Source organism: Undibacterium sp. TC4M20W, from assembly GCF_049340245.1.
Taxonomy (GTDB): domain Bacteria; phylum Pseudomonadota; class Gammaproteobacteria; order Burkholderiales; family Burkholderiaceae_D; genus Undibacterium.
The window spans coordinates 344628-357912 of sequence record NZ_JBMPPI010000005.1 but is presented as its reverse complement, the minus strand read 5'-3'; the positions used below and the strand labels follow the sequence as shown (position 1 = coordinate 357912).

Annotated in this window: 10 protein-coding genes and 1 pseudogene; 6 read left to right on the top strand and 5 right to left on the bottom strand. The window is 49.4% G+C overall.

What is annotated here, in order from left to right; all coding sequences use genetic code 11:
- The 6 genes and pseudogenes from ACO0LL_RS09680 to waaF all read left to right on the top strand — a co-directional run.
- A pseudogene (locus tag ACO0LL_RS09680) lies at positions 1-117 on the top strand (IS701 family transposase); the annotation flags it as partial.
- Between the two features lie 84 nt (positions 118-201).
- Positions 202-3720 (top strand): DNA polymerase III subunit alpha, encoded by a 3519-nt coding sequence (dnaE, locus tag ACO0LL_RS09675; protein WP_422950639.1) that lies wholly within the window; start codon positions 202-204, stop codon positions 3718-3720.
- 4 nt (positions 3721-3724) lie between these two features.
- On the top strand, positions 3725-5065 hold the full coding sequence (locus ACO0LL_RS09670) for an O-antigen ligase family protein (RefSeq protein WP_422950638.1): 1341 nt from the start codon (positions 3725-3727) through the stop codon (positions 5063-5065).
- Positions 5066-5153: 88 nt separating this feature from the next.
- Complete coding sequence (gene msbA, locus ACO0LL_RS09665; RefSeq protein ID WP_422950637.1) at positions 5154-6899, top strand: lipid A export permease/ATP-binding protein MsbA; 1746 nt, start codon at positions 5154-5156, stop codon at positions 6897-6899.
- Between the two features lie 17 nt (positions 6900-6916).
- Positions 6917-7495 carry a peroxidase-related enzyme gene (locus ACO0LL_RS09660; RefSeq protein WP_422950636.1) on the top strand — a complete coding sequence of 193 codons (579 nt, stop codon included), beginning with the start codon at positions 6917-6919 and terminating at the stop codon, positions 7493-7495.
- On the top strand, positions 7492-8544 hold the full coding sequence (waaF, locus tag ACO0LL_RS09655) for a lipopolysaccharide heptosyltransferase II (RefSeq protein WP_422950635.1): 1053 nt from the start codon (positions 7492-7494) through the stop codon (positions 8542-8544). Before ACO0LL_RS09660 ends, waaF begins: the two co-directional genes overlap by 4 nt.
- A 1-nt stretch (position 8545) precedes the next feature.
- Here waaF and ACO0LL_RS09650 read toward each other — a convergent pair whose 3' ends face one another.
- From ACO0LL_RS09650 to ACO0LL_RS09630, 5 genes are all read right to left on the bottom strand, one after another.
- On the bottom strand, positions 8546-9289 hold the full coding sequence (locus ACO0LL_RS09650) for a substrate-binding periplasmic protein (RefSeq protein ID WP_422950634.1): 744 nt from the start codon (positions 9287-9289) through the stop codon (positions 8546-8548).
- Positions 9290-9602: 313 nt separating this feature from the next.
- Positions 9603-9926 (bottom strand): hypothetical protein, encoded by a 324-nt coding sequence (locus ACO0LL_RS09645; protein ID WP_422950633.1) that lies wholly within the window; start codon positions 9924-9926, stop codon positions 9603-9605.
- A gap of 132 nt (positions 9927-10058) precedes the next feature.
- Positions 10059-11324 (bottom strand): hypothetical protein, encoded by a 1266-nt coding sequence (locus ACO0LL_RS09640; protein WP_422950632.1) that lies wholly within the window; start codon positions 11322-11324, stop codon positions 10059-10061.
- A gap of 59 nt (positions 11325-11383) precedes the next feature.
- Positions 11384-12019, bottom strand: coding sequence for a hypothetical protein (locus tag ACO0LL_RS09635; protein WP_422950631.1), 636 nt, complete (start codon positions 12017-12019; stop codon positions 11384-11386).
- A gap of 735 nt (positions 12020-12754) precedes the next feature.
- Positions 12755-13114 carry a hypothetical protein gene (locus tag ACO0LL_RS09630; protein ID WP_422950630.1) on the bottom strand — a complete coding sequence of 120 codons (360 nt, stop codon included), beginning with the start codon at positions 13112-13114 and terminating at the stop codon, positions 12755-12757.
- Positions 13115-13285 lie beyond the last annotated feature (171 nt).

Here is a 13285-nt window from a genome sequence, read left to right as displayed (position 1 = left end):
CTCACCGACATTGCCAGAACTACCAAACAAACCGCTTATCGCATTAAACACGGCCTTTTGGACCATTACTTATGTCAGCAACTCAGAAATCCTTCTATTTCTATGCGTTTTGCGTAAGTCCTAATTAATATAAATTGCATATTTGAAAACTTCAGCAAGGCAAAGCTTCTGATCAGCTTGGGCAACAGGTAGAATAGCGGTATGACTACAGAATTAATTACCTCCCCTGAAGCGACCACCGAAGTTGTCGTCAGCAAGCCCTACGAGCCTGCCTTTATTCACCTGCGCATACATTCCGAATATTCGATCGTGGATGGCCTGGTGCGTATTGATGATGTCATTAAGGCAGCAGTAAAAGACAAACAGCCAGCAATGGCTATTACTGATCTGGCGAATTTGTTCGCCATGGTGAAATTTTATAAATCCGCGCGTGGCAAGGGCATGAAGCCCATCGCTGGTTGCGATGTCTGGATCAGCAATGATGTCGATCGTGACAAACCATCCCGGTTGCTTTTGCTGGTCAAGAACAAGCTTGGTTATTTGCAGTTGTGCGAATTGCTGGCACAGGCATGGCTGACTAACCAGCACAAGGGCCGGGCGGAAATCCGCTATGAATGGTTGCAGAGTATTTTTGAAGAAGGCAAGGGCGGTGGCCTGATCGCTATTTCTGGCGCGCATTTTGGTGATGTTGGTGTTGCTATCGATAACGGCAATCTTGAATTGGCAGAACAAAACGCCAGGCGTTGGGCCAGTATTTTCCCGAATCATTTTTATATAGAAATTCAAAGGGCAGGCCAGGCAAACATGGACAACCATGTGCGTGCTGCCGTGGCGCTGGCTGGCAGACTCAAATTGCCGGTAGTGGCAACTCATCCTGTGCAATTCATCAGCAAGGACGACTACACCGCCCATGAAGCGCGGGTCTGTATTGCCGAAGGCGATATGCTGGCTAATGGCCGCCGCGTACGCAGGTTCAATGAGCAACAATGCTTCAAGACCCAGGCTGAGATGGCAGAGCTGTTTGCCGACCTGCCAGCAGCACTGCGCAATTCAGTTGAAATCGCCAAGCGCTGTAACCTGGTACTGGAGCTGGGTAAACCGAAGTTGCCGGATTTCCCTACGCCTGAGGGCATGACCATTAATGACTTTTTGGAGCATGAGTCCAGGCGCGGTCTTGAGTTTCGTCTCAATCAAATTTTCCCGAATGAAGAAAAGCGTGAGAAAGAGCGCGCCCGTTATGAGGCACGATTGAAGTTTGAAACTGACACCATCATCAAGATGGGTTTCCCAGGTTACTTTCTCATCGTTGCTGACTTTATCCAGTGGGCAAAAAACAATGGCGTGCCAGTAGGGCCGGGCCGTGGTTCTGGTGCTGGTTCTCTGGTTGCATATTCACTGCTGATTACTGATCTTGACCCTTTGCAGTACAACCTGCTGTTCGAACGTTTCTTGAACCCAGAGCGGGTATCCATGCCCGACTTTGATATTGATTTTTGTCAGGAAGGCCGCGACAAGGTCATTCAATACGTGAAAGACCGTTACGGTAAAGAAGCGGTGTCGCAGATTGCCACCTTCGGTACCATGGCTGCCAAGGGCGCGATACGCGACGTCGGCCGGGTGCTGGATTTTGGCTATATGTTTTGCGATGGTGTCTCCAAACTGATCCCGTTCAAACCGGGCAAGCAAGTCACGATTGCCGAGGCGATTGTTGAAGAACCTTTGCTGGCTGAACGCCAGGAAAACGAAGAAGAAGTCAAAACCCTGCTTGACCTCGCGCAACAGGTAGAAGGTATTACCCGTAATATCGGTATGCATGCCGGTGGTGTATTGATTGCACCAGGCAAGCTCACGGATTTTTGCCCGCTCTACACTCAGGGTGGTGATTCTGGCGTGGTGTCGCAATACGATAAAGACGACGTTGAGGCTGTGGGCCTGGTCAAGTTCGACTTTTTGGGTTTGACCACGTTGACCATTCTTGACAGGGCAGTGCGCTATATCAAGATGATGGACCCGGCCATGGCAGATTTTGATCTGGCCAAATTGCCGCTGGATGACAGGCCATCTTATGAATTGCTGACCAAGGCCAAGACCGTGGCCGTGTTCCAGCTGGAAAGCCGCGGCATGCAAGGCATGCTGAAAGATGCGCGTCCTGACCGTTTTGAAGACATTATCGCGCTGGTGGCTTTGTACCGCCCGGGTCCTATGGACCTGATCCCGGATTTCTGCAAACGTAAACACGGTGAACGTTTCGATTATCCTGACCCACGTACCGAAGGTATTTTGTCTGAAACCTACGGCATCATGGTGTATCAGGAACAGGTTATGCAAATGGCCCAGGTGGTCGGTGGTTACTCACTCGGCGGTGCGGATTTGTTGCGCCGTGCCATGGGTAAGAAAAAAGCAGAAGAAATGGCCGAACATCGCCAGATTTTCCGCGATGGTGCAGCCAAGGATGGCTTGCCGCAAGAAAAAGCCGACGAGATTTTCGATTTGATGGAAAAATTCGCGGGCTATGGTTTTAATAAATCCCATGCTGCTGCGTATGCCTTGCTGTCTTATCACACCGCTTATCTGAAGGCGCATCATGCTGCTGCCTTCATGGCAGCCAATATGTCGCTGGCCATGGATGATACTGACAAGGTCAAGATCCTGGTCGAAGATGCGATCGATATCTGCAAGCTCAAAATGCTGCCGCCAGATATCAATCAAAGTGAATACCGCTTCATGCCCGTTGCCGAAGCTGGTAAAAAATCCAGCCAGATACGCTATGGCATGGGTGCTGTCAAAGGTTCCGGCCAGAATGCGATAGAAAGCATTATCACGGCCAGAAAAGAAGGCGGACCATTTAAGGATTTGTTCGATTTCTGCAAACGTGTTGATAAACGCCAGGTTAATCGCCGCACGGTAGAGTCACTGATACGTGCCGGTGCCATGGATTGCCTGGGCAAAGACCGTGGCGTCTTGCTGGCCACCGTCGATTTTGCGCTGGAAGCAGCGATGCAGGCAGAAGCTGCAGCAAACCAGGTCAGCCTGTTTGGCGATGACGACGATTTGATTGCACCACCAGATTATCTGGATGTAGCAGTCTGGACAGACAAGAAACGCCTGACGGAAGAAAAACTGGCGCTGGGCTTTTACTTGTCCGGCCATCTGTTTGATTCGTATGCGCCAGAAGTACGCCAGTTCATCAAAACTACCCTGGCCAAGCTGGAACCTTCACGCGACTTGCGCCTGATTTGCGGCATCATCACTGGTGTGCGTACGCAGATGACACAGCGCGGCAAATTGCTCATCGTCAGCCTTGATGACGGCACTGCCGTGGTCGAGGTAACGGTGTATAGCGAGATCATGGAAGAATTCAAATCCCTGTTCAAGGAAGATGAATTCCTGGCTGTGCTGGGCAAGGTGTCGGAAGACAGGTTCTCAGGCGGCTTGCGTATCTCGGCTGAAAAAGTCATGGACATAGGTCGTGCCCGTGTGCAGTTTTCACAGGGTTTGCGCCTGACCTTGACATCGACAGCAGACACCAAAAAGCTGCAAGAGCTGCTGAAGCCGCATTTGAACGCCGATGGTTGCCCGGTATTGATACGCTACCAAAATGCCAATGCCAGCGCAGAAATGTATCTGTCCGACCAGTGGCGGGTGAACCCGGACGATGTCTTGCGGCAGAACCTGGGTGAATGGCTATCCATGAAAAACGTCAAAATTGAATACGCTTGATTCCATGGATACCAGTAGTGTATTACCAGTGGGTGGTGGCTCATCGCAAATGAAGCTGCAAGTGGAGATGCAGACAGAGCCGCAAGCCGGCTGGCGCCAATCCTTGCCGCATCAGATATTGACAGGCTTGCCGCTGACCTTGTTTTTCCCTGTTGGTGTCATGTATGCCGGCGTGCTGCTGTTTTATATCAGTTTGCTGGTATCGGGTGGCTACCTGGAGAAGATGCACAGGATCAGGCAAAGTGCGATGTTGCTGCCGATACTTGGCCTGAGCCTGGTCAGTATCGTGCTGGCGGCGATGCAGGATATACCGCCAGAAATAAGCAAGGAATTTTGGCCCGGGCTTGTGCATTACCAGACGTATTTGTTTCTACTGCCTTTCCTGACCGTGGCTGCCGGCGTTTGGCAAAGGCGGGCGATGTATGTTTTCTTTGCTGGCGCAGTGCTGGCGGCAACCCTGTTTGTGGCAAATTTTTTCCATCTCTTGCCTGTCAATACTGTATTTCGCAGCTATGTGATTTATGAGGGAAATAAATCCATCTTGCTTGGCATATTGATGGCGATTGCTGCCGCCTGGATGTTGCATGATTTGCGCACGCACCGTGATCACCTGGTCTGGCGCGTGCTGGCAATGGTATATGTGGCAGCAGCACTGGTCTTGCTGGCAAAAACCAGAACTGCCAGCCTGCTGTTTTTTATCCTGTGTGGTGTGCTGATCTTGCGCCAGATAGGCTGGTCATGGCGGGTAGTGGCTGTGCCTTTGATCTTGCTGGCAGCACTTGGCGGCGGCTGGAAATATGCATTGAGCCTGCCACCACCGGCGGCTTGTGAAGTGCGATTGGTGCAAGCCGGGCCATGGGAAATTTTTAAATTGCGCAGCCTGTGTACTGTGCATCAACTGCATGATTTTTCCCAGGGACGTAAAGTCAATGACGATGGCATGCGTCTGGAACTTTACAAGATTACCAGCGAGATCATTGCCGAGAAACCCCTGGCAGGTCATGGTATTGCTACCTGGATGTATCTTTACCAGAACAAAGCCAGGGGCCTCATCAGTTCTACCATGACGACGCCACACAATGATTATTTGTTGTACCTGACAGAAGTGGGTGTCATCGGTTTGTTGGCCCTGCTGGCGATCTGGGCGACCCAATACTGGGTGGCTTACCGAATGGCCGTACATGAAAACCCCAATACCAGGGAAATGGCTATGCCCTTGCTGATGCTGACTATCGCCATGATGCTGGGTGGCATGTTCAATGCGATCTTGCGTGATGCTGTGTTTGGCATGGCTTTCATGATCCTGCTGGCGATACCGCTGGCTGGCATGCGTAATAAAAACTAGTCGCGCCGCAGATAGATTATTTATGCGCAAGCCTGATTGATTAATTGATTGAGCGGCTTGTGCCAAGACAGGATATGAATTTCATACTATGAGTTTGATCAATAAAGAAACCATCGATGTGTTCCGCCGCTTGTGGCAGTCCATCGCGCCTTATCGCTCCCGCGTGTGGTGGGCCTTGCTGACCATGCTGGGCACGGCTTCGACGGAAGTCATGTTCCCCAAGGTGCTGGGCTACATTCTCGATCACGGTTTTAATGCCGATGCGAAAAAGCTTGCCCTGTGGATGGTGCCAACGGCCATTATTGCCATCTTTTTGTTTCGCGGCATTTGCACGTTTACTACCAGTTATCTGATGACCTGGATTTCGACCAGGTTATTGAATCAACTACGCGCCAAGGTGTTTGACCGCATCCTGAATGTGCCCATCAGCTTTTACCAGAGTGAATCAAGTGGCCGCATCATCAACACCATCATGTTTGAGGCGCAGCAAATCGTCGAGATGCTCAAGGTCTCGATGACCACGCTGTTCCGCGATTCATTGACGGTGATGGTATTGCTGGCTGCCTTGTTGTGGCGTAACTGGCAGTTGACCATCATTGCTCTCATCATGATGCCGGTCATGGCTTTTCTGGTACGTGGTGTCAGCAAGCGCTTGCGCAAACTCAATCAAAGCCAGCTCGATGTCAGCAATGAACTGACCCAGGTCATAGAAGAAGCAACGCGTGCCAGCCAGGTCATACGTATTTTTGGTGGACAGAAATATGAGCAGGAAAGATTCGAAGCCAAGAATGAAAAATTGCGTGGCTATGCCATGCGTACCACCATTGCCGTGGCATCAACGACGCCATTGACACAACTGGCGGCGGCGATTGCAGTGGCGGTGGTTATCATGTTCGCCGTGTCGCAGGCAGCGCAAGATTCGACTACGGCAGGCCGCTTCATAGAATTTGTCAGTCTCATGATGCTGTTGCTGACACCTTTGAAACGGCTGGCAGACTTGAACGGCCCCATGCAGCGCGGTATGGCTGCGGCAGAGTCGGTATTTGCTCTCATCGATACCTTGCCAGAAAACGATAGTGGCAAAGCCCTGCCAGCCCGCGCGCAAGGCAAGCTGGAATTTGTACACACCAGTTTCTCTTATCCTGGTCAGGAGCAGGAAGCTCTGAAAGATATCAACCTCAGCATTGCACCGGGCGAGACCATCGCCCTGGTCGGCATGTCTGGCGGCGGCAAGACTTCGCTGGTGAATCTGGTGCCACGCTTTTACACGCCGGATTCTGGCGATATCCTGCTCGATGGTATTTCATTGCATGACATTTCCTTGACTAGCCTGCGCGAACAAATTGCCATGGTCAGCCAGAATGTCGTTTTGTTTGATGACACCCTGGTGTCGAATATTGCTTATGGCGATGCCAACCCAGACCCAGCACGCGTAGCAGCGGCAGTGCAGGCCGCACACCTGACCGATGTCGTGCGCGATTTGCCCGACGGCTTGAATACGGTAATAGGCGATAACGGCATGCGCCTGTCCGGTGGTCAGCGACAGCGGCTGGCGATTGCCCGCGCCATTTATAAGAATGCACCTATCCTCATTCTGGATGAAGCTACCTCTGCACTCGACAGCGAGTCTGAACGTGCTGTACAGGCCGCACTGGACGAACTGATGCTGGGCCGTACCACGCTGGTCATCGCCCATCGCCTGTCAACGATTGAACGCGCCAGCCGCATTGCGGTACTGGTCGATGGCAAAATCATCGAGATGGGTACCCACGCAGAATTGCTGGATAATGGTGGCACTTATGCCAACCTGCATCGCCTGCAGTTTGCTGCTTGATTGATAAAGGAGAAACCATGACTACCGCGATTTCCCGTTTCCCTGTTCCAGAAATAAAAGACTTGCCTGACGACATACGCGAGAAAGTATTGGCCGTGCAGGAAAAAGCTGGTTTCGTACCAAACGTATTCCTGACCCTGGCGCACAGGCCAGATGAATTCCGCGCCTTCTTTGCCTATCACGATGCCCTGATGCTAAAAACCACCGGCAACCTGAACAAGGCAGAGCGTGAAATGATAGTCACCGCCACCAGTGCGAAAAACAATTGCCTGTATTGCGTGGTCGCTCATGGTGCCATCTTGCGCATCTATGCCAAGAATACTCTCGTGGCTGACCAAGTCGCTGTCAATCATTTGAAGGCAGACATCACCCCACGTCAAAGTGTCATGCTGGATTTTGCGATCAAGGTTTGCCTGGATTCGCAAAGCGTCAATGATGCTGACTACGCCTTGTTGCACAGCCATGGTTTTGATGATGAAGATATCTGGGACATCGCTGCTATTACCGCATTCTTTGGTTTGTCGAACCGCATGGCAAATGTGATTTCCATGCGCCCGAATGATGAGTTCTTCCTCATGGGGCGCACGCCAAGATGAGTGTCGTTGTGCAAAGTGCTGTAAGCCGTATTCTTGTCATTGCACCCAACTGGATAGGCGATGCCGTCATGGCTCAGCCTTTGCTGCAATTGCTGAAGCGCGACCACCCGCAAGCTGCGATCGATGTGCTGGCACCCGCCTGGGTAGCACCGGTTTTGCGCGCCATGGTGGAAGTGGATACCGTACTGGAAACACCTTTCAAACATGGCTCACTGCAATTGCGTGAGCGTTGGCGTTATGCAAAAATCTTGCGTCAGCGTGGCTATGCAGCCGCCTATGTGTTGCCGAATACCCTCAAATTTGCACTGCTGCCCTGGATGGCAGGCATCAAAAAGCGGGTAGGCTACAAGGGGGAAAGCCGCTACGGCCTTATCAATGTCATGCATCATGACAGCAAGCCCGTACCACGCGCCATGGTGGCATTTTATGCAGCGCTGGCTAGTAAGCCAGTAACTGAGCTTGCACAGAGTTTCCCCAAACCGCGCTTGCAAATTACACCTGTGCAGATAGATACAGTCTTGCAGGAGATGGGTTTGTCAGCAAAACAGCCTTTGATCTGTTTTGCTCCGGGTGCCGAATTTGGTAATGCCAAGCGCTGGCCTGTCAGCCATTTTGCAGAACTGGCGAAGACCATTCTGCAAGCACATTCTGATGCGCAAATTGTCTTGCTGGGTTCACCCAAGGATGTTGAAGTTTGCCAGCAGATACAGGCAGCTAGTCCTGCAATTCATCAGTTCGCTGGCAAGACCAGGCTTGATCAGGCACTGGCACTGATAGCAGCAAGCGATGCCATGGTGTCAAATGATTCTGGCTTGTTGCACATTGCCTCTGCATTCAACAGACCTGTCATTGCTATCTATGGTCCAACCGATCCTGATCATGCACCGCCATTTTCTGATATCGCGCACTCGTTGTCGCTACGTCTTGCTTGTGCCCCTTGCAAGCAAAGAGAATGTCCTCTTGGCCATCACGACTGCATGAACAAACTCGATAGCCAGATGGTGTGGAAGCCCTTGCAGCCTATCCTTGCAGCATCAGCCGCAGCCTGATTTATTTCCTCGGTATATTGACCGCAGGCAGTGAGCCATCTTGCTGCCCCTTCCTGATGGCTTTATTGATTTGCTCAATGATGCCCTTGTCCTCGGATGCCAGGATCGCAAAGTGGATGTAATCCACAAACAGATAATGCTCAAGTACTTTGAATGTCACGCCAGGTGGCATAGGCGTGTCTGGTGCAATGTCTGGCATGCTCTTGTTCAGCATGGCTTCAACCTTGCGCGGGTCGGGATCATGGTGGCTGAACAGCATGACGTCAGTGCGCTTGCTGAGTAGTTTTTTAAGACGCGAGGGCAGGGAATACACATCATCTTCTATCACCAGCAATTCAGCTTTTGCCTTGTCAAATTCATCGCCATAAGTTGAGCCACGTATCATGCTGACGGTCTTGCCTTGTAAGTCAGCAATTTTGGAAAATGGAAAAGTCTGGTCACTTCTGACCACCAGCCAGATAAAAGTGCCGAACGCCGGGATAGAAAAATGCAGGGTTTGCGCCCGCTCCTTCGTCTTGGACAAACCAAAAGCCAGGCCTTCACCTTCATTCAGGTTTTGCAGCAAACGGGCCCAGGGATAACGCCGATACTCAAACTGCAACTGCAATTCTTTTTCAACATAGGCTACACATTGCTGAAAGACAGGATTAAACGGGATTTGCGGTGTGTTGGTGGCATTTGACTCTACAATCAAAAAGACTTGCTTGCGCAATTGCGCTGCCCAGACAGAAGTTGAAAACAGCAAGGGAAGAGCGCTTAATAGATATCTTCTGAGTTGATGTGATTTTTTTAATATCATCGTTGTGATTTCCCCGCAATTTAACTGTGCATAGTGATCAACAATCGCTATATCAAAAAATATTCTACTCCTTATGATCTTTGAATAAGTTCGAGATACTGTTAATTAAACTTACTTCCATCGCCTGAAGCTGATGCAAACACCGTGTGGCGTACAAAAAATCTGAGGTATGTTTGGCCATGAAGGGCTCCGGGGGCAAGAGCCTTCATGCAGGTAAGAGAACTTGAGTGATGATTTTGGTGCTAACTAAACAAGATACTCACTCTATTTTTGTCGGTTGCGCAGACCTTTTCTTAATGATTTCTATCCTGGCTTTCAGGCTACGCAATTCTTTCAGTGATTTGGCCGCTTTGGGAGACAGGTGTTCTGAGTCTTTCACGATATCCAATAATACATCAGTGATCTGACCAAGTTGAGTGCCGTAGGATGCAAGCTGAAATGCCTGCGCTTCTATTCCTGCATCCCCAGAAACAGGAGGAATCATATTGTAGAACCATGTTGTATTCGGCTCTATGCTTTGCGCGACACTGCCACTCCAGGGAAAGTGAACCTGTGGTGACCAAACCCATAACCATGGATACATGATAGCTCCTTGTTTGATGAAAAATTTCAATAAACAGTCACTGGCTGCATAAGGTAAGAATGTCGCTTATTACCAGCACACTCCACTAACATAACTTAGATCTTGGAAGAAGTGAATAAATTGCTATTAATTTCATCGATTGAGCTTAGGTAAGGGGCGTTTTGCCAACATAGATTCCAGCCACTGAATTTGTTGCAGATAGCTGATTTTGTCTCCAGCTATTCCTTTCATTCTTTCATTTGCACATGTAGTTTCAAACAAAAGACACAGTTTATTCTCTTGCCCGCCATAACTGTTTTCGCCAAGCATGGCCTTGCGAAGAGCTTCCATAAAGTCTGCCGCCTGAAGCTCAGATGAGTAATACGCCACAAAATAATACGCCATGCCGCAATCATACGGCTCTTTGAAGTCGATTGATTTTTGTTCGACTTTTTCGCGCATGGTGCGGCTATCAGCAAATTTTGCACAATCGCTGGCCGATTTGAGTATTCTTTGTTTTGCCGTAACTTCGTCAATCAAACCAGAATTGTGCAATACGATTATTTTAAAAAAATCCGCTTGTCCTTCCACGATATAACGGGCCAGTGGCAATTTATACAGCCCGTCTCTCTGGAGTTTGTGCGCAAGTTCATGTGCAAAAGTAGATGCGATCAATTCATCCATGGTCAATAATTGCGCGGGCGTTGGATTGTCATAGCTCATTCGGATAATATTGAGCGAATCCCCGCCATAGCCCGAATAATTTCCCTGATTGCGTACGACAGCCGTTACCACACCTATATTATTTTGGGGATAGACTTTTAGTACATCCTGATAGAACTTCAGTATTTTTTCAAAGGCTGTTTGCAGTCTGGCCAAAGTCGGTGCAGGAATAGACTGGTCAAAATAACTGCTTCCTTGCACGACTGGAGTTTCTTCATTTGTGAAAAAAATTGCTTTTCCTCGCGCATCTTCCGAGCCCAGTCTCATGCTGCCCGAGTGCCATTTATCGCCCCATAAAATATGCCGGGCATTCACTTCAAAAACAACGTCCTTGCATTCACGGGCCGGGAAAAAAAAGGGGAGATAGATGTAGATACCTCCTCCCATACGTGCTGCCTTTAGATATTGCGCACCATCAGGTGCCTCCGAGTTCAAGGCTTGCAAGTAGGACGTATCAGACAGTTTGCGAATGCCCAGGGCTGGATTGAATACTTGTCCATTCCTACCCGTGCAGACAGGTTCGACTCCGTCAGTGCTCAGGTCGAATTGTACATTTTCTTCTTTTGCCTCCGATATACTGACTACTTGCGATGCATGGGCAAGCATAGGGAGTAGGGCCAGACACAGTGCAAATAGCCCAGGAACACAAGCACTGCATTGGGTAAGAAACAATTTGGAGAGCGAAATCATATTCACACAAGTTAAGGTTTATTCTTTTGTCTTTTATAGACTCGTAATTCATTGCTGATTGGAGTTTAGTCTGTCAATGGTCGTTTGGCCCATTCTGGCGCTTCGCACGGGTCGGGTTTGTTGCCGTTGAGGTCGACTAAAACCTGCACAGTCTGATCATCGCGCTGCCAGTGCAATTTTCCATTGGCAGTAAATACCAAGCGATTATTTTGGTCGCGGCCTGACCATTCTGCACCTGCGACCTCATTACTGGACGACTTTCGTTCTGCACCACCGTTGTAAACCTCCAGTCCGTGCGGAATATGGTCAGGGTGAGCTTGGCCCATAGAACACGAAGATAGAGAGATTATGCGGTTCGCTATAAAATAGCCTCCGCCACCCCAAGTGCCACCCTCGGGCCATAGCCCTAGCGCATGTAACCAGGGCAGGCGACTGACCGCCGTCCAGGATGATTTATAGTCTTTGCGCCAGGGTCGCGCCTGAAGCACGAAATAGAGTAACAGTTCCCCATCTGGCGACAGGTCACAGCGTTGAGGGTATAAACGGCCACGCATCCATGCGCCAGATTGAAAGACGTCATTGCGGGTATCCCAGCGAATGACGTGAAACCAGTTGCTTGGTCCCCGCGCGAAGATTGCTGCTACATGGGCTTCCTTGGCAAAAATGACGAATAGTCTTGGGCTGGGTGCTGCTGTACTCATGGATATTTTATGGATAGACTGCTTGGCTTATTTAAACAAGCAACAAGCAAATTTCGCGCATTGCTTAGGAGACTCTCCGCGCTTAGATAGGGGCAAGTTTCGCATGAAGAGCTTCACTCATCTTATTCTGAATATTTTCTATTGTGCATAACACTAAAATTAGATCGTACTATTTTTTTATCTATTTACGTCTTTTGTCGCACATCTGAAATTGTAAGCATTTGATTTTAAAAAATGAAATTTTTAATAATTGTCCCACTATGCTGGATAATCTGCATCTATTGTGACCCCGCACAGCGGCAAACAAGCACTGTCATCGATAAATATGCAATGCGGCTTTCAAGTTGACTTAAGACCGAAGCTGGAAAAAAGCGTAAACGACGACGTAGCTCAAAACAGTTTCACGAGGATTTGAAAGAGTTGAGATTTGAAAGGGGGTATGACAGGTGGCAGCCTTCGCCAGGAAGTAGAAGGTGGATCAAACTGATTGGCGGGTCAATTCAGCATACAAACGAATAACATGTATCCGCATTGACGCTTCCTTAGCTACTTTTACATGGCAGGGTAGTTTGGGAAGGCATGGCTGACTCCAGAAAAGAGTCAGCCATTGAAGCCTCAGGAAAATTGCATGGAAGATGCATTATTCGCTTGAGGCAATGCAAATGGCATGGAACCCGGCGACAGCTTCCGACCTATGCAGTTGCTGAGCAAAGATCACGCCATTTGCCAGAGAAATTACATTTCCAGCCCAGCTTCAATATCGGATACTTTGCGGCGTGCAAGTGCCAGGTTGGATTTGGATTTATCAAGCACGACATACAAAAACAAGCCTTCGTGTTTGGCCAAAGGACGCAGGATATGGTATTGCTTGCCCAGGGTAATGAGGATGTCTTCAATCACATCATCGATTGCCAGGGATTGCATGGTTTTCAGTTTTGCACGAACTACTTCGGTATTGCCAGCGGCTGCAATTTCCAGATCCAGCCCGCTTCCTGCTTGTCCCAAGATCATGCCACTGCCTGAATCTACCAACGCTGCACATTGCGCACCATCCAGGCTCAGTAAACTTTGTACTGATTGATTAATACTAGCCATTCAAAACTCCAAAATGAGGACGTCAATGAAAAAACAAACGACGTGACGCCTAAACGACATTTGTTTGAAATAATCTACGCACGATAATGTGCGCGCTTCTTTAATTCAGCGAATGGTCAGTTTCTCCAACGGCCTGTTTCCCACCTGTCGAAGGCTTTTGTTCCAGGATTT